The 21,891-nt window shown below is 70.4% G+C and carries 13 protein-coding genes; 2 read left to right on the top strand and 11 right to left on the bottom strand.

What is annotated here, in order from left to right; all coding sequences use genetic code 11:
• Positions 1-2: 2 nt before the first annotated feature.
• Positions 3-5,801 carry a beta-ketoacyl synthase N-terminal-like domain-containing protein gene (locus tag JOM49_RS09720; protein ID WP_209663995.1) on the bottom strand — a complete coding sequence of 1,933 codons (5,799 nt, stop codon included), beginning with the start codon at positions 5,799-5,801 and terminating at the stop codon, positions 3-5.
• Between the two features lie 700 nt (positions 5,802-6,501).
• Between JOM49_RS09720 and JOM49_RS09715 the strand changes: the two genes are divergently transcribed.
• Positions 6,502-7,269 carry a TylF/MycF family methyltransferase gene (locus JOM49_RS09715; protein ID WP_245369278.1) on the top strand — a complete coding sequence of 256 codons (768 nt, stop codon included), beginning with the start codon at positions 6,502-6,504 and terminating at the stop codon, positions 7,267-7,269.
• 28 nt (positions 7,270-7,297) lie between these two features.
• Positions 7,298-8,257: a class I SAM-dependent methyltransferase gene (locus tag JOM49_RS42880; protein WP_209663994.1), complete on the top strand. Its 960-nt coding sequence runs from the start codon at positions 7,298-7,300 to the stop codon at positions 8,255-8,257.
• A 242-nt stretch (positions 8,258-8,499) separates the two neighbouring features.
• Here the strand turns inward: JOM49_RS42880 and JOM49_RS09705 are convergent, their stop codons facing one another.
• The 10 genes from JOM49_RS09705 to JOM49_RS09660 form a co-directional block, all read right to left on the bottom strand.
• Positions 8,500-8,649: a hypothetical protein gene (locus JOM49_RS09705; RefSeq protein WP_209663993.1), complete on the bottom strand. Its 150-nt coding sequence runs from the start codon at positions 8,647-8,649 to the stop codon at positions 8,500-8,502.
• 87 nt (positions 8,650-8,736) lie between these two features.
• Positions 8,737-9,591: a sugar phosphate isomerase/epimerase family protein gene (locus JOM49_RS09700; RefSeq protein WP_209663992.1), complete on the bottom strand. Its 855-nt coding sequence runs from the start codon at positions 9,589-9,591 to the stop codon at positions 8,737-8,739.
• Positions 9,592-9,601: 10 nt separating this feature from the next.
• A complete protein-coding gene (locus JOM49_RS09695; protein ID WP_209663991.1) occupies positions 9,602-10,606 on the bottom strand; it encodes a sugar phosphate isomerase/epimerase family protein in 1,005 nt (334 codons plus the stop codon).
• A gap of 17 nt (positions 10,607-10,623) precedes the next feature.
• A complete protein-coding gene (locus JOM49_RS09690; RefSeq protein WP_209663990.1) occupies positions 10,624-11,997 on the bottom strand; it encodes an alkaline phosphatase family protein in 1,374 nt (457 codons plus the stop codon).
• Entirely contained in the window at positions 11,994-13,073 is a 1,080-nt protein-coding gene (eboE, locus tag JOM49_RS09685) for a metabolite traffic protein EboE (RefSeq protein WP_209663989.1), read from the bottom strand. The genes JOM49_RS09690 and eboE overlap by 4 nt, the downstream gene beginning before the upstream one ends.
• Positions 13,070-13,933 carry a TatD family hydrolase gene (locus tag JOM49_RS09680; protein ID WP_209663988.1) on the bottom strand — a complete coding sequence of 288 codons (864 nt, stop codon included), beginning with the start codon at positions 13,931-13,933 and terminating at the stop codon, positions 13,070-13,072. The genes eboE and JOM49_RS09680 overlap by 4 nt, the downstream gene beginning before the upstream one ends.
• Complete coding sequence (locus JOM49_RS09675) at positions 13,933-15,384, bottom strand: EboA domain-containing protein (RefSeq protein ID WP_209663987.1); 1,452 nt, start codon at positions 15,382-15,384, stop codon at positions 13,933-13,935. Before JOM49_RS09675 ends, JOM49_RS09680 begins: the two co-directional genes overlap by 1 nt.
• Positions 15,381-16,229 (bottom strand): SCO3242 family prenyltransferase, encoded by an 849-nt coding sequence (locus JOM49_RS09670; RefSeq protein WP_209671022.1) that lies wholly within the window; start codon positions 16,227-16,229, stop codon positions 15,381-15,383. Before JOM49_RS09670 ends, JOM49_RS09675 begins: the two co-directional genes overlap by 4 nt.
• Positions 16,230-16,234: 5 nt before the next feature.
• On the bottom strand, positions 16,235-17,395 hold the full coding sequence (locus JOM49_RS09665) for an inositol-3-phosphate synthase (protein ID WP_209663986.1): 1,161 nt from the start codon (positions 17,393-17,395) through the stop codon (positions 16,235-16,237).
• 98 nt (positions 17,396-17,493) lie between these two features.
• Positions 17,494-21,849, bottom strand: a complete 4,356-nt coding sequence (locus JOM49_RS09660; protein WP_209663985.1) for a ThuA domain-containing protein — start codon at positions 21,847-21,849, stop codon at positions 17,494-17,496.
• Between the last annotated feature and the right edge of the window lie 42 nt (positions 21,850-21,891).

The raw sequence follows: 21,891 nt of genomic DNA, 5'->3' as shown, positions 1-21,891 counted from the left end.
GATCAGACTCTGCTCGAGAAGGACAGCTCCAGGCGCGCCGAACGGCGCCGGACCGGGGCGGGCTGGTCGGGGCGGCCCGGTCTGCCGAACCAGAACCGCCGCCGCCGGTACACGGGCGCGGGCAGCGGTGCCCGCTCCGGACCGGCCGGGGTGTCCGCGCGGCGCAGGATCGCGTGCGCGTTGGTGCCGCCGAAGCCGAACGAGCTCAGCGCGGCGTACTCGATCTCGGCCGGGGTCAACCGGGTGACCGGCCGGAACGGCGAGTCCGCGAAACCGAAACGGGGGTTGGGGTTCGCGCAGTGCAGGGTCGGGGGCACCACCTGGTGACGCAGCACCTGCACCACCTTGAGCAGCCCGGCGATGCCCGCCGCGCTCAGCGTGTGGCCGATGTTGCTCTTCACGCTGCCGACCGCGCAGTACCCGGCCTCGGCGGTGTGCTCGCGGTAGGCCGCGGTCAGCGCCTGCAGCTCGATCGGGTCACCGATCATCGTGCCGGTGCCGTGGGTCTCCACGTAGCCGATGGCCCGCGGGTCCACCCCCGCACTGTCCAAAGCGGACTGGATCAGCGCGCGCTGGGCCCGGCCGCTCGGCGTGGTGTAGCCCATGGTCCGGCCGTCGTTGTTGACCGCGCTGGCGCTCAGCACGGCCAGCACCCGGTCGCCGTCGCGGCGGGCCGCGGCCAGCGGCTTGAGCAGGACCACACCGCAGCCCTCACCCGGCACGAAACCGTCGGCGGCCGAGTCGAAGGTGCGGCAGCGACCGGTCGGCGAGAGCGCCTTGCCCTCGCTGAGCAGCAGGTACGGGTCCTCGTCGAGCAGCAGGTCCACCCCGCCCGCCAGGGCCAGTTCCGACTCGCCGGAACGCAGGCTCTGCACGGCCAGGTGCACGCTGACCAGCGAGGACGAGCAAGCCGTGTCCACCACCAGGTTCGGGCCGGTCAGGTCGAAGAAGTGGGAGACGTGCGCGCCGACGAAGTTCTGGTTGAGCCCGACGATCGCCTCCCGCGGCAACGGGCGCAGATGCTCGCGGTAGTTCGCGGTGCGCGAGCCGAGGAACACTCCCACCCGGCGGCCCTTGACCTCCTCGTCGGCGTACCCGGCGTCGCGGAAGCATTCGGCGCTGACCTCGAGTGCCTTGCGCACCAGCGGATCCAGGTAGCCCGCGGTGCGCTCGTCGAAGCCGAAGAAGTCCGGGTCGAACTCGGCGGCGTCGTCGAGGAACCCGCCCCACTTGCTGATGCTGGTGCCCGGGCGGCCGTCGGGCGAGTAGAGCGCGGCCACGTCCCAGCGGTCGGCGGGCACCTCGGTGATCGAGTCGCGGCCGTCGAGGAGGTTCTGCCAGAACGCCGCGGGGTCGGGTGCGCCGGGGAAGCGGCAGGCCATGCCGATCACCGCGATCTCGTCGTCGGCCGCGACCGTGGGCGCACTCGCCGGGACGACCGGGGCCGGGCGTTCCCCGCCCAGCGCCTCGGTCAGCTCGTCGATGGTCGGGTGTTCCTGCACCAGCGACGGGTCGACCGGGCGGCCGAGCTCGTCCTCCAGCACCCGGACCAGCTCGGCCAGCAGCAGCGAGTCCACGCCCAGCTCGGTGAACGTCGCGTCCGTCGGTAGCTCGGCGAGGTCGGTCTTGAGCACGCGGGCGACCAGTTCGGCCACCTTGGCCGGCGCCTTGGGTTCCGGACGGGAGACCCGCAGCAGGTCACCGAAGTCGGCGGTGGTGGCGTGGCACGGCAGCACCACCGGTGCGTCCGTGGCGACGGCGTCCGCCAGCAGGCCCAGCGCCTCGTCCGCGCGCAGGTCGGGGATGCCCAGCGCGGCCGAACCGCTGCGCAGGTGCCGTCCCATGCCGGTGGCCGTCCACAGTGGCCACTGGAGGGAGCGCACGATCCGCCCGTCGCGCCCGTCATGGGCGGCGGCGAAGAAGTCCAGGTAGGCGTTGGCCGCGGCATACGCGGTGTGGGAGACACCGAGTCGCGGCACGGCGGCGGAGATCGACGAGCACAGCACGGTCAGCCGCGGCTTCTCCGCGCCGAACGCCGCCCACACGGTGTCCAGGCCGGTGCACTTGGCCGCCGCCAGGTCGGCGAACAGGCCCTCCGGCTGGCGCAGGAACGACCCGGCCTCGGCGATCGTCCCGGCGCAGTGGAAGAACCCGGTGATCGTTCCCGCCTTGCGGCGCAGCCGGGTGATCAGGCCTTTGAGCGTGGCCGCGCTGTCCAGGCCGTGTGTGCGAACCTGCAGGCCGACGCCGGTTTCCAGCAGCGCGGTCAGCGCCCGGAGCTTTTCGCGCAGCTCAGGCTCGGTGGTTTCGTCGACGGCGAGGGCGGCCCACTTCGCGCGAGGCGGCAGCGGCGTCCGGCCGAGCAGGACCAGCTCCCGCACGCCGAGCCCGGCGAGGTGCGCGGCCAGTTCCAGCCCGATCCCGCCGGTCCCGCCGGTGATCACCACCGCGCCACCGGCCAGCTCCGCCAGCGGATCCCCGGTACCGGCGGGCGCCGGAACGAGGACCGGGCGGTAGCGGACACCGTCACGGTGGCAGATCTCGGTTTCCCGATCGGCCACGGCCAGTTCGCCGATGATCGCGGCGGCGAGCCTCGGCAGGTCCTCGATGCCGAAGTCCAGGTCGACGGTCCGGCTGGTCACCGAGGGGAATTCGGCGCCCAGCACGCGGTACAGCCCGGCCGCCCGTGCTCCGTCGAGCCGCGGCTCGGGGTTCCGAAAGGCCTGGAGACCGTGGGTGAACTGCAGCACCACGGCCGGTCCCGCGGCGAGCACGCCGCGCAGCAACGCGGCTCGTTTGTCCACAGACGACTCTTCGGTCAGCGCGGCGCAGTCGAGCACCCCGGCCACCCGCTCGCCGTCGGCGGTCGCGCGGAAGCCCGGCCCGAGCGCCGCCACCAGCGCGGGCGTGTACTGCCCGGCGAGCACCAGCACCACGCCGTCCGGCCGTGACGCCGGTTCGGCCGGCGCCTCGACCCACTCCTTGACCAGCCGCGTACCCGCGGACTTCGGCGGTTCGGGAACGATCCAGTGCTGGTCACGACGGAAGGGGTAGGTCGGCAGGGAAACCCGCCGCGGCCGCGGACCGCCCGCATACGCCGCTGCCCAGTCCACCTCCTCGCCGGAGAGCCAGCGTGGTGCCGGCTCAGGCAGGTCGACAGGCCGCTGACCAGCGAGGAAGCACTCCAGCGCGGTACGCAGTTCGGCGAGCGACGCCACCGCGAAGATGACCCGCTCGGCCATCGCGGCCCGGCCGACCTGTGCGGTGTACGCCAGGTCGGGCAGCGCAGGCGGCTCCCCGCCGAGGAAGTCGAGCAGGTTCGCAGCGAGGTCGGTCAGCGCTTCCGGCGTCCTCGCCGACAGCGGCACGAGGTGGGTGCCCTCGGCGGCCGTCGTCGCCGGTTCGGGCGCGGTGTCGGCTTCGAGCACGACGTGCGCGTTGGTGCCGCCCATGCCGAACGAGCTGACCCCGGCCCGCAGCGGCCCGGTCCAGTCCGAGCGCCCGGACCGCACGCGGAACGGCGTGCCGTCGAGCTTGATCCTGCCGTTGAGCTGCTGGAAGTTGACCGTGCCCGGCAGCACCCGGTGCCGCATCGCGAGCAGTACCTTGATCACCCCGGCCAGGCCGGCGGCCGATTCCAGGTGCCCGATGTTGGTCTTCACCGAGCCGAGCGTGATCTCGCCGCTCGAGGCGAGCCGCTCGAAGGCCGCGGTCAGGCCGCCGACCTCGATCGGGTCGCCGAGCACGGTGCCGGTGCCGTGGGCTTCGAGGAAACCGACGGCTCCCGCGCCCGCTTCGGTGTGCGCGCGGACCACGAGTTCGGCCTGCGCGTCGGCGTTGGGCGCGGTGAGCGACTGCGCCGTGCCGCCGTGGTTGACCGCGACCCCGCGGAGCACGCCGTGCACGTGGTCGCCGTCGGCCCTGGCCTGCGTGAGCGGCTTGAGGACCAGCGCGCACACGCCTTCCCCGCGGACGTAGCCGTTCGCGTCGGCGTCGAAGGTGCGCACGCGGCCGTCCTGGCTGAGCACGCCCGCGCGTGCGTAGGCCACGTGCTGGACCGGATCGCAGATCACGTTGACCCCGCCGACCAGCGCCTGCGTGCACTCCCCGGCCCGCAGCGCGCGGACCGCCTGCTCCAGCGCGACCAGCGAAGACGAGCAGAGCGTGTCGACCGCGACGCTCTTGCCGCCGAACCCGAAGGCGTACGACACGCGGTTCGGGATGATCGAGAAAGAGGTCGCCACCGTCTGGTGCGGCTCGGCCTCGCGCAGGTGCTCGCGCAGCAGGGCGGCGTAGTCCTGGTGGCAGGCACCGGCGAACACGCCGATCCGGCTGCCGTCCAGGCCGGTCACGTCGTAGCCCGCCTCTTCGAAGGCCGCCCAGGCGACCTCCAGGAACAGCCGCTGCTGCGGGTCCATCAGCTCGGCTTCACGCGGGGAGATGTGGAAGAAGGCGTGGTCGAAGCGGCGGATGTCCCGCAGGAACCCGCCCCTGGCCGGGATCTTGTCGCCGAGACCGGGGTGCTCGGCCCGCAGCGCGCGCCAGTCCCAGCGGTCGGCGGGCACCTCGCCGATGGTCTCGCGGCCCTGGTCCAGGACCTGCCACAGCTCGTCGACCGAGTCGGCACCGGGGAAACGCCCGGCCATGCCGATCACCGCGATCGCGTCGTCGCTGACGGGCTCGGCTTGCACGGGCGCTCGGGTTTTCCGGGTCTCACCGGTTTCGCCGGTTAAGACCGCGGCGATGTCCGCCACGGAAAACGCCTGGAAGAGGCGGCTCGGATCGACCTCGGCACCGAGCGCCTCGGTGGCCGCCGCGGCGAACGTGGTCAGCGCGAAGCTGTCCAGACCATGCCGCCGGAGGTCGGTGTCCGGGGTGAACTCGCCGGGTTCGAGGTCCAGCGCGGCGGCGAGCAGCGGCTGGAGGCGGGCGGCCAGTTCGGCGCTGCTGCCCAGGTTTTCCTGCTGCCGCACCGGGACCGGCGCGGATGCGGTGATCAGCTTGGTCGTGGTGATCCGGGCCAGCGGGCCGCCGTCGGACGCCCGGGTGAGCGTGGCGGCCAAGTGGACCAGACCACTGTCTCCCTCGGAGAACTCACAGGCGTCCTGGCTGATCCGCACCTCGTCGTCGGGGCCGCAGTTGCCGAGGTAGAGCACGTCACGCGAGACGGTGGCGGCGTCCACGGCCCAGTCGCCGCCGCGGCCGCTGTGCCGGAGGTATTCACGCTCGCCGTGGTCGCTGAGGTGCGGGTAGGAGGCGAAGTACAGCAGGCCGGCGCCGTTGAGGTCGTGGTACGGGTTGAGCCGGTAATCGCTGGTGAACAGGGCTTTCCCGGTTCGATCGGCGCCGCGGGCGGCGAGGAATTCGCGCTGGAACTCGAGGTGCTCGGCGGTGGGCGGCGTGCTCTCGGCGGGCGGTTCGGGCACGCCGGGGCTGAGCAGGTTGCCCTCGCCGCGGCGGACGAAGACGGTGAGCAGGCGGGCGGTCACCCGCCCGTCCGGGCCGTCGAAGGCCAGGTCGGCGGCGAAGCTGTGCTCGTCCACCTGGCCGAGTTCGCCGGTGAACCGGCATTCGTCGCCCTCGGCGAACGCGCGCAGCGACGGCTCGGCCGTCAGCCGGATGCGGACGAAGGCAGGCAGCAGCCGCTGCCCGGCGGCGTCGCGGAGTTCGGTGACCGGACGGCCGAAGCGGTCCTGCAGCAGCTGCCAGTGGAGATCACCGAACTCCTTGAACAGCCAGTTCTCCGAAAGCCCCCCGACGGACAGCTGCGGAAGGCCGACGCGGACCCGCCGGAGCTCCATGCACCTACCTCCACACCCGGTAAAAGGCGGGCAAGTCGGAACCGCGGCCGTGGTTCAGCGGCCGCGATTTTCCCTGCCGATAAAAAGACGCCCCAGTTATTTGAACGAAACCGACGAGTTGCACACGGTCCCACCCGTGCACGTCAGCGCGGAATTCACTACCGTCCCGACCATAAGTTGGCGACTCAGGGCTGTCAAGGTTGCCCGGAGCAGCCCACACCGCAGCACATCCGGCCCCACCTGGGCTAGTAACACAGGGCTCGAGAAGGACAAAAGGAGCACCACTCCAATGGCGGAATCCGTTGACGCGGACTTCAATTCGGACAAACGGCACCACTTCGGGACTGCGTACGCAGCTACTGGAAAGTTCACCGATTTATCCGGCCCGCCAGTGGATCCGAGGCGACTGACCTGGCACTTTTAGGGCAGCCTTAGCCATGGACAAGCGTGGCGAATCCGCACGATCGGGATTATTACCGGAGTTGCGCAATACCCGTCCGCGCCGAAGATCACCTGTTGTGATCCCCATCTCGCCCGAATGGCCGACGACTTACGACGGAATTCAACGAATGGCGAGCGCTTATTCCACCGGGACCAGCACGCCCGCACCTCGGCGCTTGAGTAGCCGACGCGAGCGTGGTTTAGTCGAACGCGCACGCGGCCTGGGGACCACGCGCGCGAATAATCTTCGAACCCTCGAATGGGAGAATCCGCGATGGAGGACGGCCGCGTGCTGTACCTGGATTTGATGAAGAAAGTGCTGACGAATGTGATCTACGCGGATCCCGCGCAGGCCGCCGACTGGTACGACGGCTCGGGCTACGAGCCGGAGAAGCGGGAAAACGGCCTCGACTGGCCCACCACCGCCCACACCATGGTGGGCCTGAAGCGGCTGGACAACCTGCAGTTCTGCGTGGAACGCGTGCTCATGGACGAGGTCCCCGGCGACTTCGTGGAGACCGGCGTCTGGCGTGGTGGCGCGTCCATCTTCACCCGCGCGGTGTTGCAGGCCCACGGGAACACCGACCGCACGGTGTGGCTGGCCGACTCCTTCCAGGGCATGCCGGAGACCACCGACGACAGCCACCCGGTCGACCGGTACATGGCGCTGCACAAGTCGAACGACCAGCTGGCTGTCTCGCTCGAGCAGGTGCAGGCCAACTTCCGCGCCTACGACCTGCTCGACGAGCAGGTGCGCTTCCTCGAAGGGTGGTTCGCCGACACGCTGCCGACCGCGCCGATCGAGCGGATCGCCGTGCTGCGCCTCGACGGCGACCTCTACGACTCGACCATGGACGCGCTGGAGAGCCTGTACCCGAAGGTCTCCCCCGGCGGCTACGTGATCGTCGACGACTACGTCATCCCCAGCTGCAAGGAAGCCGTGCACGACTACCGGACCCGGCTGGCCATCGACGACGAGATCGTGCCGATCGACGCCAGCAGCGCCTACTGGCGCCGGGCCGCGTGACCACCCACGACCCGCGAGAGGGACAGCAGTGACCGCACCGAAGATCTTCAGCGAATTCACCGAAGGCCTCAACGAGATCAACGCCACCGAGGGCTCGCGGGCGTTCAGCGACTCGCGCAGCGTCCGGATGAAGGACACCACCTCCTCGGTCTACGACATGGCCGCGGCCGGGTCGGCCAAGGGCGACATCTGGAACTGGGGGATGTACGACCCGGTGGTGGCGAAGGAGATCGCGGAGCTGATCCCCGGGTTCGGCGAGTTCGACACCGACGGCATCTCTGAGCAGCTGTACTACACCGCGCTGAAGGCCGTGCCGATCGAGTTCGGCGACTACGCCGGTCGATCGGTGCTGGAAGTGGGCTGCGGCATGGGCGAGGGGCTGAACTTCCTGTCCCGCATCGCCGGTGGCGGCGAGTTCACCGGGCTGGACCTGTCACCGCGGGCGATCGAGCGGGCCACCGCCACGCTGAGCCGGGGCCGCACCCTGCGTTACGTGCAGGGCGACGCCGAAGAACTGCCGTTCGGCGACGGCGAGGTGGACGTGGTGATCAACATCGAGAGCTCGCACACCTACCCCGACCTGGCGCGGTTCCTCAGCGAGGTGTCCAGGGTGCTCAAGCCGGGCGGCTACTTCTCGCACATCGACGTGTTCACCGCGAAACGGCTCGAGGTGCTGCGCTCGCTCAAGGGCGAGCTGCCGGGGCTGGACTGGGTGCACGAGCAGGACCTGTCGCCGCAGGTGAAAGCCGGCATCCGTCGTCGTCTCGCGCCGGGGAGCCACTTCCACCGGAAACTGGCCGAGAAGCGGGTGCCCGCGCTGGCCAGGCCGATCGTCAAGCACTCGAGCGCCGTCATCTTCGGCGGCGTGTTCGCCGGGCACCAGGACACCGCGTACATCAAACTCCTGCGGAAACTGGGCGTCCTGCCCTCGGGCCGGCACCTGGAGGTCGAAAGCTACCGCCACCACGTCGCCGTCAAACGCGCCTGAACGCGGGGTTCGGGCTCCTGAGTGCCACGTTCACCTGCCCGAACGTGTGTTTCGCGTGCCTGAGTGTGGGGTTCGGCTTCCTGGACGTGGGGTTCGGCAATCCGCGAACCTCACGTTCAGGAAGCCGAGTTGCACGTTCAGGAAGCCGAAGTCCACGTTCGCGCGCCTGAGTGCGACGTTCGTGGACGTGGGAGTGGGGCGTCACCGAGGGGTGACGCCCCACTGGTCGAGCTGAAGGAAGGTCAGTCTTCCGGCTTGGCGTGATCGGGCCGGCCCGGGTTCGGGTCCCGGCTCAGGTCGATCAGCGGGTGCCGCGGTGCGCCCTCCGGGGCCGCCCGGCGGCCGGTCGGTTCGGCCACCGGTTCGGTCCACTCGTTCTGCTCGGTGTTCACAGCGCCCTCCTCGTGTCGCCTGCTGCCAACCCGAGCCACGCTACGCCCGCCGTTCACACCGACCTGACAACACCCGCGCGGTGCGCGTCAGAACCGGACTTTCCGGAGGTACTCGAAGCCGACCTGGGCGGTTTTGAGCGGATCGGCCGGATTGTCGTGTTCCACGATGTACTCGCGGATGCCGGGCGTGCCGTCGAAGATCTTCTTGAACGGGATGTTCCCGGTGCCCACGTCGGCCCAGCCGCCGTCGGCCCCGCGGTCCTTGACGTGGTACTGCAGCACCCGCCCGCGCTGGTCCCAGAACAGCTTCACCGGGTCCACCCCGGCCACCACCGCCCAGTACAGGTCCACCTCGAAGTGGCAGTAGTGCCGGTTCGTGCCCTTGGCCAGGATGTCGAACGGCCGCTTGCCCTCGACCAGCGCGAACTCGTGGTCGTGGTTGTGGTACCCGAACTGGATGCCCGCCTTGGCGAAGGCCTTGGCCGCCTTGTCCAGCCGCGCGGCGAAGGCCTCCCACTCGGCGACCGTCTCGTACTTGGCCCACGGCACCGCCGAGTACCGGTGGCCGAGGATCTTGGCATCCACGATCAGCTTGTCCACGTCACCGTCGATGCCGATGTGGCTGGAGGTGGCGCGCAGGCGGTGCTTGTCCAGGAGCTTGCGGAACTCGGTGGCGCTGCGCCCGTAGGTGCCCGCCATCTCCACGTTGCGGTACCCGATGTCGGACAACGCCGAGAGGGTGCCTTCGAGGTCTTTCTCCAGCAGCGACCGCAGGGTGTAGAGCTGCACGCTGATCCGGTGCAGCGGGATGCTGCCGTGCCCGTGCCCGTGACCACCACCGGCGGAGGCGGCCCCGGGCAGCGCCAGCAGCGCGCCACCGGCCACCGCGGCACCGGCCGCGCCGCGCAGCATCGAACGGCGGGAAAGGAACCTGTCGCTCATCAGATGACCCTCACTTCTGGTTGCTGAACGCGGCGTCGAACGCCGCCGCGGGCTTGTCGAACAGCAGGCCGCGCAGGAAGGTCACGGCCTCGGCCGCCCCGCGCAGCCGGTCCATGCCGGCGTCCTCCCACTCCACCGAGATCGGCCCGGAGTAGCCGATCGAGTTCAGGGCGCGGAAGCAGTCCTCCCACGGCACGTCGCCGTGCCCGGTGGAGACGAAGTCCCAGCCGCGCCGCGGGTCCGCCCAGGGCAGGTGCGAGCCGAGCCGCCCGTTCCGCCCGTCGAACCGCTTCCGGGTGTCCTTGCAGTCCACGTGGTAGATCCGGTCGGCGAAGTCGAGGATGAAGCCGACCGGGTCGAGGTCCTGCCAGACGAAGTGCGAGGGGTCCCAGTTCAGCCCGAAGGCCGGCCGGTTCCCGACCGCTTCCAGCGCCCGCTTCGTGGTCCAGAAGTCGTAGGCGATCTCCGAGGGGTGCACCTCGTGCGCGAACCGCACGCCCTCTTGGTCGAACACGTCCAGGATCGGGTTCCAGCGGTTCGCGAAGTCCTCGTAGCCGTCGTCGATCACGGCCTGCGAGACCGGCGGGAACATCGCCACGTACTTCCAGATCTTCGACCCGGTGAAGCCGACGACGGTGTCCACGCCGAGCTTCGCCGCGGCCCTGGCGGTGTCGGCCAGTTCCGCGGCCGCACGCTGGCGCACGCCCTCGGGCTCGCCGTCACCCCAGACGCGGCTCGGCACGATGGCCTGGTGCCGCTCGTCGATCGGGTCGTCGCAGACGGCCTGGCCGACCAGGTGGTTCGAGATGGTCCAGACCTTGAGACCGTGCTCTTCCAGCAGCTTGAGCCGGTTGGGCACGTAGTCGTCTTCGTTCAGTGCGCGGTCGACCTCGAAGTGGTCGCCCGAGCACGCGATCTCCAGCCCGTCGTAGCCCCATTCGGCGGCGAGCCGGCAGACCTCGGTGAACGGCAGGTCCGCCCACTGACCGGTGAACAGCGTGATCGGACGACTCATATCGAGCTACTCCTTCGTTACTTGAGGCCCTGGAGCGACAGCAGCAGCGGGTGCACGTCGGTGGCGGACAGCTTCCCCGCCGGTTCGAACCCCGGCTCGGAGCAGAGCAGCACCGGGCCGTCCTCGGCGGAGTCGGGCAGCCTGCCGTGCGAGCCGCGCACCCAGCGCGGATCGGTCGGTACCACGTTCATCGCGTACCGCAGCCCGGCGAACTTCTTCGCCAGGTTCAACCCCGCCTTGGCCTTGGCCAGCCGGTCGGCGGGGTCGAAGAACAACTCGGCCGGGTCGTAGCCCGGCTTGCGGTGGATCTCGACGCCGCGCGCGAAGTCCGGCGCGCGGTCGTCGTCGGTCCAGTAGTAGTAGGTGAACCACGAGTCCGGCTCCGCGACCGCGACCAGCTCACCGGCGCGCTCGTGGTCCAGGCCGTAGCGGGCCTGGGCTTCGCGGTCGAGGACCTCGTCCACACCGGTCAGCTCGGCGACGATCGACCGCACGCGCTCCAGGTCCGCCGGGTCCTGGACGTAGACGTGCGCGACCTGGTGGTCGGCCACGGCGAAGGCCCGCGAGGTCCACGGGTCGAGGTACTCCATGCCCGCCTGCGTGTAGACCTCGAGCAGGCCCTCGCGGCGCAGCGCGCGGTTGATGTCGACCGGGCGGCTGACGTTGGTGATGCCGTACTCGCTGAGCGCGACCACCGTCGCGCCCCGGTTGCGGGCGTCGTCGAGCAGCGGGGCCAGCGCGTTGTCCAGCTCCCGCGCGGCGACGGCGGCCTGCGGGTGGTCCGGGCCGAAGCGCTGGTGGTCGTAGTCCAGGTGCGGCACGTAGGCCAGGAGCAGGTCCGGTGCTTTTTCCCGCAGAAGCTTGCGGGTGGCGCCGATGACCCAGTTGCTCGAGGTCAGCGAGGCCGTCGGGCCCCAGTACTGGAACAGCGGGAACTCGCCCAGCTCACCGGTCAGCTGGTCGTGCAGCTCGACCGGGCGCACGTAGGCGTCGGGCGACTTGCGGCCGTCGGCGTGGTAGATCGGCCGGGGCGTCACCGTGACGTCGGTGGTCATGCCCATCGCGTACCACCAGCACACGTTGGCCGAGGTGTACCCGGGGTGCGCGGCGCGCGCGGTCTCCCACAGCTTTTCGCCCTGGACCAGGCGGTTGTGCTGGCGCCAGAGGAAGATTTCGCCGAGGTCGCGGAAGTACCAGCCGTTGCCGACGATGCCGTGCTGGGCCGGGGTCAGCCCGGTGAGGAAGGTGGACTGGGCGCTGCAGGTGACCGCGGGCAGCACCGTGCCCAGCTCCGCCTGCCAGCCGGAACTGGCCAGCGCGGACAGCCTCGGCATGTGCCGCAGCGCCTTGGGGGTCAGCCCGACGACGTCGAGCACTACCAGGGGTTTCATGAAACAGCCTTTCGGGTGTCGCGTGCCCAGCGCAGCTCGGCGGCGATACCGCCGGCGAGGTCGTCCCCGCCACCCGGGAGCACGCTCCAGGTGTAGGTCTCGACCTCGATGTGCGGCTCGCCGGCGAGTTCGGCGAACACCGTGGTCAGCACGTCGGTGGTGCTGGTCAGCGGGGCCGGCGGGGCGGCGTGCAAGGGCATGTGGAAGTGAACGCGCCAGGGTCCGTGCGCGGGGAGTTCGGCCGAGGCCTCTGGCAGGTCGTCCGACGCCAGCACGGTGCCGTCCTCGGCGAGTTCACGCACCTGGTGCAGGTAACGCGGCTCGGCGAAGGCGGCCAGTGCGGCTTTCGCGTCGTCGGCGGCCGGGTCGGCGACGTGCAGCGCGGCCGAGGCCTGCACCTTAACCACGTCGAGCCCGGCGTCGGCGATCTGCCGCAGGGTGGCGGCCGGGTCCGCGAAGGAGACCGCGAGGTGGCAGGTGTCCAGACAGAGCCCGATGTGCGCGGGGTCGACGCGGCCGGACAGCCAGCCGAGCGCGTCGGCGACGGTGTCCAGCACGCAGCCCGGCTCCGGCTCGACGGCCAACCTGACTGGCCGCTCACTTTGGGCCAGTACGCTGGTCAACTCGGTCAGCGCGGTGGTGGCCGCGGCGTCGTCGACCGGGGTCCACGGGTCGCGCCAGGCCAGCGGCAACGTGGAGATGCTGCCGTAGGCCGCGTCCTCGTCGAGCAGTCCACTGAGGACGGTCACGCAGTCGAGCGTGTACCGCAGGCGCGCCGGTTCCGTCCACTTCGGGTGGTAGACGGCCTGCTTGACCACCTCGTCGTGGAAACCGCCGTACGGGAAGGCGTTGAGCGTGCACACGCCGAGCCCGCGCGCGTCCAGCTCCGCGCGGAACTTCGCCAGCGCGGCCCGGTCCTCGGCGAGCCCGCGCGCGACCGGCGCGGCGAGCCACAGCCCGACGCCCAGCCGATCCTCCCCATACTGCTCACGGACTGGAACGGAGTACCGATCGAGCTGCGCCAGGATCCCGCCGAGGTCCTCGGCGGGATGCACGTTGGTGCAGTAGGAGATCACTTGCGGCCACCCCGGAGCACGGAGTTGCCCTGGAACTCGCTGGCCTCGCCGGTGAACCCGGGCAGCGGGTCGAGGGTCAGCCTGCCGCTCTGCGCGTAGAAGTCCACCGGGTTCTGCCACAGCACGGTGTCCACATGGGACTCCTCGTAGCCGTCGGCGAGCATCGCCTGGCCGGTCTTGAGCGTCTTCAGCGGGTCCGAACGGCCCCAGTCGGCGGCCGAGTTGACGATCTTGCGCTCCAGCCCGTACTCCCGCAGGATCGCCACCATCCGGTGCTCGTCCATCTTGGTGTCGGGGTAGATGGAGAAGCCCATCCACGCGCCGGCCTCGGCCACGAGCCCCACGGTGACCTCGTTCAGGTGGTCCACCAGCACGTGTTCCATCGGGATGCCGGACTCGCGCACCACGTCCAACGTGCGCTTGGTGCCTTCGAGCTTGTCGCGGTGCGGGGTGTGGACCATGACCGGCAGCTCGTGCTCCTTGGCCAGCTGGAGCTGGCGGGCGAACACGTCGTCCTCTTCCGGGGTCATCGAGTCGTAGCCGACCTCGCCGACCGCGACCACGCCGTCCTTGGCCAGGTAGCGCGGCAGCACGTCGAGCACCTCGCGGCAGCGGGGGTCGTTGGCCTCCTTGGGGTTCAGCGCGATGGTGCAGTGGTGGCGGATGCCGAACTGCGCGGCGCGGAACCGCTCCCAGCCGATCAGCGAGTCGAAGTAGTCGGTGAACGAGCCGACGCTGGTGCGTGGCTGCCCGAGCCAGAAGGCGGGCTCCACCAGTGCGCGGACCCCGGCGGCGTACATCGCTTCGTAGTCGTCGGTGGTGCGCGAGGTCATGTGGATGTGCGGGTCGAAAATCCGCATCAGTGCTCTCCCCTTTCCAAGATGGCGAGCGCGTCGGACGGCACTTCGCGGCCCGCCGCGCTCCGCTCCGCCGCGTAGTCCGAGACCATGCGGCGCAGCTCATCGTCGACCCGGCGGTCCAGTTCCGCGACCGCCGCCAGGGGAACCCCGGTGAACAGGCATTTCAGTACCCCGTGGCGCCACGAATGGGCGTCGAGGTGGCGTCCGGCGAACGCGCCCATCGCGGCGGCGACCAGCCGGGTGTCGTTGGTGCGCAGCGCGTCGGCCACCAGCTGGAGGCCAGCCACGACGACGTTGTCATCGGCACCGTCATCGGTGTCCCGAAGTGCGTTGAGCCCACGCAGCACACCCCGGCGTTCCGCGTCATCGCCGAACCGGTACAAATCCCCCAATTCGGCGGCGAATGCTTTTGCGGGCAAAAGCAGGTGCAGCTCGCTGACCAGGCGAATTCGGGCTTGGTCGTCGAGCGTGCCGTGGATCAGGCCCTGCGGATCGGTGTCGGCGGCGACCGGGGTGCGGCCGACTCCGCGGCCCGCCGCCGGGAACAGCGAGCCGATCGCGGCGGGCTTTTCGCGGATCTTGGTCAGCGCGTCGGCCACCCAGGGGTGCTCGGCCTTGGCGGGCATCGCCGCGGTCAGCGCGCGGAAGGCCCGCGCGGCGACGTCGGGGGCGGCGTGGCTGTGCCGCGGCAGCTCGACCGCGGCCAGTCCGGTGTAGCCGACCTCGGTGAGCGCGGCGAGGGTCGCGGGCAGGTCGAGCTGCCCGTCGCCGAACTCGAGGTGCTCGTGGACCCGGGGCAGCATGTCGTCGAGCTGGACGTTGAACAGCAGCGGCCCGGCCTGGCGCACGCACTCGGCGGCGTCGACCGGCTCGACCGCCACGCAGTGGCCCACGTCGAGGGTCACCCCGAACAGCTCGTGATCGCCCAGCTGTTCCCGCAGGTCCAGCACTTGCTGGAGGTGCTGGACGAAGTGCCCCGGCTCAGGCTCCATCCCGATCCGGACCCCCAAAGCTTCTGCGGGCAAAAGCAGGTTCCGGATGCCTTCCCGCAGGCGGGAGGCGGCTTCGGCATCGTCGAGGCCTTCTGGTTTGACGCCTGACCAGAATGAGACGCAGTCGGCGTTCAGCTCCGCCGCGATCCGAAGCGCCTTCTCCAGGAAGCCGAGCCGCGGGGCCGAGTCCTCCGAGAGCAGCGTCGGGTGGTGCTTGCGCCACGGGTCGAGCAGGTAACGCGCGCCGGTCTCGATGACCACCTTGTCCAGCCCGAGCGAGGACAGCCGGGCCGCGACCCGCTCGAGCTGCTTCGGCAGGTCTTCGGCGTACGGGTTGAGGTGGTCGTGGTCCAGCGTGAGCGCGACGCCGGTGTACCCGAGGTCGGCGATCACCGCGAGCGCGTCGAGCAGCCGGTGGTTGGCGAAGCCGTTCGTGCCGTAGCCGAGGGAGAAGGTCATGTGGGGCTCACCTTCTTCGACAGCTTGCGTGCGATCGGCAGGGCCGTGGCGACCAGCGCGGCCCCCACGATCGAGCCACGCGCGGCGATGGCGGCCTGCAGCGGGACCATGCCGTGGATGCCGGTCTTGGTGGCGTTGCGCACCACCTTCGCCGACGGGTCGGCGACCGCCGCGGCCTGCGCGCGGCCGACGAACCCGGCGTACCCGGAGCCCGCCGTGAGCGAGGCGAGCCGGTGCCAGCCGGTGTTGGCGGGCCCGCTGACCGCGAGCGCGGTGGCCGCGCTGCTGGTGACCAGCGCCGCTTTCGCGGTGTTCGGCGAAGCGCCGTGGACCTCGCCGGTGGACAGCGCGGTGACGCCGAGCGTGTGCACGCCGATCGCCGCGGCCGCCGGGGCGGCGGCGCGCGTGTTGCCGCCCGCGCCGAGCAGCACGTCGAGCGCCCGGCACACGGCCATGCCCAGCGGGCCGGCCGGGGTCGGCTTGAGCACGGTGTCGTAGGCCCAGACCGCGCCGGCGAGCGGCACGGCGACCTTGAGCGCCTGCTTGCCGCCGCCGAGCGCGGCCAGGCCCAGCCCGGCGAGGGTCAGGGCGCCGCCGGTGGCCAGTGCCTGGTCGGCGGAGATGCGGCCGGACGGGATGGGGCGCTCGGGCCGCTCGACGGCGTCGAGTTCGCGATCCGCCCAGTCGTTCAGCGCCATCCCCGCCCAGTAGAAGGACGCGGAAGCCAGGGGCAGCAACAACTTCCGACCGGTCAACCGGCTTTTGCCCGCAGAAGCTCCGGCCACGGTGTCGCCGAGGACGGTGAGGGCGGCGGGGGCCCGGACCAGCTCGGCGAGGGTGCGGATCCGGCTCACAGCGTGCCCGCCCACTCCCGCAGGGACCGGGTCTGCTCGGCGAACCGGTGCTCGTCGCTGCCCATCGGGTCCTTGAAGAAGAACGCCAGCCCGGACAGCGCGCCGGACTGCCCGGCGGCGTGCGCGGCGGCGGTGAACCGGGCGAGGTCCAGCACCAGCGGCGCGGCCAGCGCCGAGTCGTAGCCGGTCCAGGTGAACTGCAGGTTCATGCGCGCGCCGAGGAAGCCCTCGAACGACACGTTGTCCCACGCGGTCTTGGTCTCGCCGAGGTCGGGCACGTTGTCGATGTGCAGCGGCGCGGTGACCTGCTCACCGAGCAGCGCGGCCAGGCCGCGTGCCTTCGACTCGAGCTTGCTGTTGACCTTCGACGGGTCGCCGAGCGTCTCGCCGTCGCCGCCGCCGAGCAGGTTGGTGCCCGACCACGACCGGACGCGCAGCGCGCGTGAGGTGAACATCGGGGCGAGGACGGTCCGCAGCAGCGTCTCGCCGGTCTTGCCGTCGCTGCCCGCGTACGGCAGGCCCAGGTCAGCGGCCAGGCCGCGGAGGGCGGGCAGGCTTATGCCCGCGGAAGGCGTGAACTCGATGTAGGGGCTGCCGGCGCGCAGGGCGGCGTAGGCCATCAGCGAGCTGGGCGGCAGCACCGCGCGCGCCGGGTCCTCGAGCGCGGCTTCGAGCAGGCCGAGGTCGGCGTGCTCGGGCAGTTCGGGGGTCGGCGCCTCGGTGGAGGACACGTTGACCACGACCACCCGGTCCAGGTTGTGCCTGGTCGCGAACGATCGGATGTCTTCGGACAGTCTTTTCCCCGCGGAAGCCTGCGGGCCGGTGTGGGTGGCGGGGTGGTAGCCGTCGCGGATCTCGGCGTCGACGGCGGCCAGGCCACCGCGGACGGCGGCCAGGACGGCGTGGCTGAACACACCGGCGTCGGCCAGCTGCTCCGCCCGCTTCTCCAGCGAGGTGTGCACGATGTCGTGGCCCCCGAGCACGAGGTCGTCCCACGCGGGGAGCGGCACCGAGGAGAACGCGGGCAGCTCGCTGACGCAACCGGTCGGTCCGGCGACCCCGGCGCGCAGGGCCAGCAGCCCGACCGCGGCCGTGGTTGCTACCGATCCTCGGGCACCCACCAGCCAGAGGCCGGTGCGCATAGCTCGCTCGGACATCACGAAACACCTCTCCACGAAAGACGGCGGCCCGGTGTGGGTGACGACCGGATGAGGTCGCCACCCACACTGGCCTGATCAGGGTCGGCCCTGAGTGGTCAAACCTTTCGGATGGAACCACCCGAAGGCGCGATCGCGATAGACCATTCGATTCGCTGGGCCAACTCGTTACCGTCCCTAACCAAAACGCCCCGAACCTCGGCGTCCTTCACCAGAGCCGGGTTCGCCGCCAGCTCGGCGAACTTGCGGTACTCCTTGGCCGCCTTGGTGTCGTTGCTGTTCGCCTCGGCCTGCCTGGCCTTCTTGAGCTGCTTGCCCAGCTCGTTGTAGGCGTTCAGCGACAACCGGCTGGTCGCCCGGAACCGGTCGAGCAGCTGCTGCGCGTCCCGGCCCGAGGTGATGGTGACGAACTGCACCTTCTGGCTGGTCCGGTTCCCGGCGGCGTCCACAGCGGACACCTCCAGGTCGTGGAAGCCCAGCGGCAGGCGGTACAGGGCGACGAGGTCGCCGTCACGGACCGGGGCGCCGTCCAGGGTCGCGGTCAGCTCGGTGACCCCGACCTCGTCCTGCGCGCCCAGCTCCAGCACCAGGTCCGCGGAGTCGCCGTAGACCCCGCCCTGGGCCGCCCCGCCGATGGCCAGCGTCGGCGCGGTGACGTCCAGTTCCTTGATCCGCACGTTGCGGAAGAAGGTGTCGTCCTCGTTGCCGTGGTTCTGCAGGCCGATGAAGCCCTGCGAGAGGTCACGAGCCGGATCGGTCTCCGTGTACTCGTTGATCACCACGCCGTTCAGCACGACCTTGATCGTCTGCCCGGCCACCACCAGCTCGTAGGCGTTCCACTCGCCCGGCGGCTTCAGCGCCGCGTCCCGCTTGGCGATGTCGGCGCCCTTGAACCCGTAGATCGCCCCGGTGGTGCGGTCGGGGGCGTCGGTGGCGTCGATCTGGATCTCCTGGCCCTGGTTGACCGCGACCCACGGGTCGTTGCCGGGGTCGGGGAAGCCCACGAAGACACCGGAGTTGTCATCGCCGGCCAGCTTCCAGTCCAGCTTGAGGCTGTAGGCGTTGTACTCCTCCTTGTGCCACAGCAGGCCCATGCCGCCCACGGTCTTCCAGGAGCAGTCGGCCTGGATCTCGAAGGACCCGGGACCGGCCATCTTCCAGTTCGCCGCGCTCGCCTCGGTGCCGTCGAACAGGCTGGTGTAGCCCGCCTCCGGCGCGGTCGGCTCGCAGGCGGTGACCACCGGCTCCGCGACCCCGGGACCCTGGACGTTGATCGCGTCGACGTCGAACAGGCCACCGGTGCCGGTCCCGCCGAACACCAGGAACAGCGGCTTGGTGCCACCCGGGTCGGTGATCGGCGCGGGCGGCAGGTCGACGTAGGTGTCGAAGCCACCGGTGTTGGGCACCTGCACGGTCTGGACCACCGGACCGTCCGGCGCGCCGGAGCGGACCTCGATGGTGCCGCCGCTGCCACCGGAGCTGACCCGGTAGCCGAGGCCGGTGACGCCGGTCAGGTTCACCGGGGTGAACTGGATCCAGTCGCCGGCGTCGATGTAGCCGACCCGCTTGCCGCCACTGGCCCCGGCCGCGGCGACCACCTGGGTGCCGTTGGTCTCGGTGAAGAACTCGGCCTGCTTGAGCTTGGGCTGCAGGACGCTCTCCGCCGAACCGGTCAGCGGGGGAACCGCGCCGGCGCCGTTGTCGGTGTAGCTGGCGTTGATCACGCCGAAGATGTCGGCGTCGAGCCCGTGGCCCTCGTCGGCCGGGGTCTCGATGACCCCTTCACACCCGGTCGCCTGGCTCAGCGGGTGACCGTGGTTGTCGTGGCCGAGGATGTACTCGACCTTGACCTTGGTGCAGTCGACCTGGCCGTCCTCGGCGTCGGTCACCGTCACCTTGAACGGCACCTTGTCACCGAAGCCGAAGAACCCGCCGTTTACCGGCGCGTCCAGGGTGACCACCGGCGCGCTGTTGCCCGCGGTGACCACCACGCTCGCCGCACCGGTCAGCCCGGTCGAGTCGGTCACCGACAGCTTCGCGGTGTACTGCCCGGCCGTGTCGTAGGTGTGCGAGACCGGACCCGCGGTGGTGGAGTCGGTGGTGCCGTCCCCGTCGAAGTCCCACGCGTAGGTCAGCTCGCCGCCGTCCGGGTCGGTGGTGCCCGCCGGGTCGAAGTTCACCGTGAGCGGCGCCGGACCCGAGGTCCTGTCCGTGCTCACCTTCACCTCGGGGGTGCGGTTGCCCTTGGTGTAGTCGATCCGGTAGACCGCCGATTCCGCGGAACCGCCGAAGTAGCCGGTGCCGTAGTCCAGCACGTACAGCGAACCGTCCGGGCCGAACTCGATGTTCATCGGCCGGACGAGCTCCATCGAGTCGAAGAACGGCTTGATCTCGCCGCGTTCGCCGTCGGCGCCCACGGTGATCTCCTTGATCCAGCCGCGGTCCCACTCGTAGGCGAAGTTCTTGCCGTCGTAGTACTCGGGGAACTTCGTGGTGTTCTCCAGCGCCGGGTCGAACCGGTAGGTCGGGCCGCCCATGGGCGACTCGCCGCCGGTGCCGAACTCGGGCACCGAACCGCCGTCGTAGGGGATCCAGGCCGGCTGCACCGGGGGCAGGTCGACCAGGCCGGTGTTGTTCGGGCTGAGGTTCTTCGGGGCCGCGCAGTCGAACGGCTGACCCGACGCGCCGGTGGCGAAGTCGTAGTCGACGAACGGCTGGTTGTCCCCGACGCAGTACGGCCAGCCGAAGTTGCCCGGTCCCTTGATCAGGTTGAACTCCACGGTGCCGCCCGGGCCGCGCGCGGGGTTGGCCGCACCGGCGTCGGGACCGTAGTCACCGAGGTGGATCCAGCCGGTCTCCTTGTCCACGGAGAACCGGAACGGGTTGCGGAAGCCCATCGCGTAGATCTCGGGCTTGGTCTTCTCCGTGCCGGGCGCGAACAGGTTGCCCTCGGGCACGGTGTACTTGCCGTCGTCCCCGACCTTGATCCGCAGCAGCTTGCCGCGCAGGTCGTTGGTGTTGCCGGAAGACCGCTGCGCGTCGAAGACCGGGTTGCGGGTGGACCGCTCGTCGATCGGGGTGTAGCCGTCGGACGCGAACGGGTTCGAGTCGTCACCGGTGGACAGCAGCAGGTTGCCCGCGGCGTCGAAGTCGATCTCGCCACCGGCGTGGCAGCAGATGCCGCGTTCGGCCGGGACCTGGAGGATCTGCTGTTCGCTGCCGAGGTCGAGCGTGTTGTTCTCGGCCAGCTTGAACCGCGAGAGCTGGTTGTAGCCCTTGAACGGCTCGAAGTCGGCGGCCGTGCCGTTCTCCGGCGCGTCCCCGGCGGGGGTGTTCAGCTTGGGTGCGTAGTAGAGGTACACCCAGCGGTTGCTGGCGAAGTCCGGGTCGACCGCCACGCCCTGGAGGCCGTCCTCGTCGTGGTTGTAGACGGGGACCTGCGCGGCCAGTGAGGTGGTCGCGCCCGAGGTGGTGTACCAGACGCGGCCGTCGCGCGAAGTGTGGATCACGTCGCGGTTGGGGAGCACGGCCAGGGCGATCGGCTCGCCGGTCTTCTCCTCGCCCTTGGCCAGGGTGATCTGGTCGAAGTCGGCGTCGCCGGGTTCGCCGGTGCCCGGGTCCTCTGTGGAGCAGTCGCCCTCGACCACACCGGCGGCGTAGAGGATGCCGCCCTTGAGGTGGCTGAGGAATTCGGGCTCGCTGTAGGACGCGATGGTGTGCCCACCACCGGTGTACCAGGAGCGGCCGCCGGAATTGGTGTGGCACCAGGCGATCGGGTGATCACCCATGGCGCCGTTGCCCGGGTCGTAGCTCTGCTCGTCGAGCGCGGCGAGCACGTGCACGTCCTGGCGCGGGTTTTCGCGGTAGTTGTACCACTCGTCGGTCCGCGGCCACTGGTACGGCAGCTCCGAAGTGGACGGGTGCTGGCGGTCCTCGACGTTGACCGTGGCCTGCTGGATCTGCGGGTGCGAGTTGAAGTACGCCCCGACCAGGTCGCCGTAGAACGGCCAGTCGTATTCGGTGTCGGAAGCGGCGTGCACCCCGGCGTACCCGCCCCCGGCGGTGATGTAGCGCTCGAAGGCGCCCTGCTGCTCGGGGTTGAGCACGTCACCGGTGGTGGACAGCCAGATCACCGCGTCGAAGCGGGCCAGGTTGGTGTCGGTGAAGGCACCGGCGTCTTCGGTGGCTTCGACCGAGAAGTGGTTGTCGGTGCCGAGTTGCTGGATGGCGGCGATCCCGGCCGGAATGGAGTCGTGCCGGAAGCCCGCGGTCTTGGAGAAGACCAGCACGCTGGCTTCTTCGTGCTGGGGCGCGACCTCGTCGGGCTGGGCCGCGGCGGCGAAGGAACCACCGCTGAACGCGGTGGCCGCCGAAATGGCCAGCACGCCCAGCCGGATGGCGGTCCGGCTGGGTTTCGGAGTACTTTCCGATCGGAGTTTTCTCAATCCGCGCATGACGAATACACACACTTCCTTGGGTGGCGGCGGTACGAGCGA

Origin of the sequence: Amycolatopsis magusensis, from assembly GCF_017875555.1 — a bacterium.
GTDB classification, from domain to species: Bacteria; Actinomycetota; Actinomycetes; order Mycobacteriales; family Pseudonocardiaceae; genus Amycolatopsis; species Amycolatopsis magusensis.
The sequence above is the reverse complement of the archived record's forward strand: the minus strand, read 5'-3'. Positions and strand labels throughout refer to the sequence as shown.

What these genes read in the sequence shown, in the direction of transcription:
- JOM49_RS09720 (WP_209663995.1), bottom strand. Translation starts at nt 5,801, where the DNA reads ATGGAGCTCCGGCGGGTCCGCGTCGGCCTTCCGCAGCTGTCCGTCGGG.
- JOM49_RS09715 (WP_245369278.1), top strand. Translation starts at nt 6,502, where the DNA reads ATGGGAGAATCCGCGATGGAGGACGGCCGCGTGCTGTACCTGGATTTG.
- JOM49_RS09700 (WP_209663992.1), bottom strand. Translation starts at nt 9,591, where the DNA reads ATGAGCGACAGGTTCCTTTCCCGCCGTTCGATGCTGCGCGGCGCGGCC.
- JOM49_RS09695 (WP_209663991.1), bottom strand. Translation starts at nt 10,606, where the DNA reads ATGAGTCGTCCGATCACGCTGTTCACCGGTCAGTGGGCGGACCTGCCG.
- JOM49_RS09690 (WP_209663990.1), bottom strand. Translation starts at nt 11,997, where the DNA reads ATGAAACCCCTGGTAGTGCTCGACGTCGTCGGGCTGACCCCCAAGGCG.
- JOM49_RS09680 (WP_209663988.1), bottom strand. Translation starts at nt 13,933, where the DNA reads ATGCGGATTTTCGACCCGCACATCCACATGACCTCGCGCACCACCGAC.
- JOM49_RS09675 (WP_209663987.1), bottom strand. Translation starts at nt 15,384, where the DNA reads ATGACCTTCTCCCTCGGCTACGGCACGAACGGCTTCGCCAACCACCGG.
- JOM49_RS09665 (WP_209663986.1), bottom strand. Translation starts at nt 17,395, where the DNA reads ATGTCCGAGCGAGCTATGCGCACCGGCCTCTGGCTGGTGGGTGCCCGA.
- JOM49_RS09660 (WP_209663985.1), bottom strand. Translation starts at nt 21,849, where the DNA reads ATGCGCGGATTGAGAAAACTCCGATCGGAAAGTACTCCGAAACCCAGC.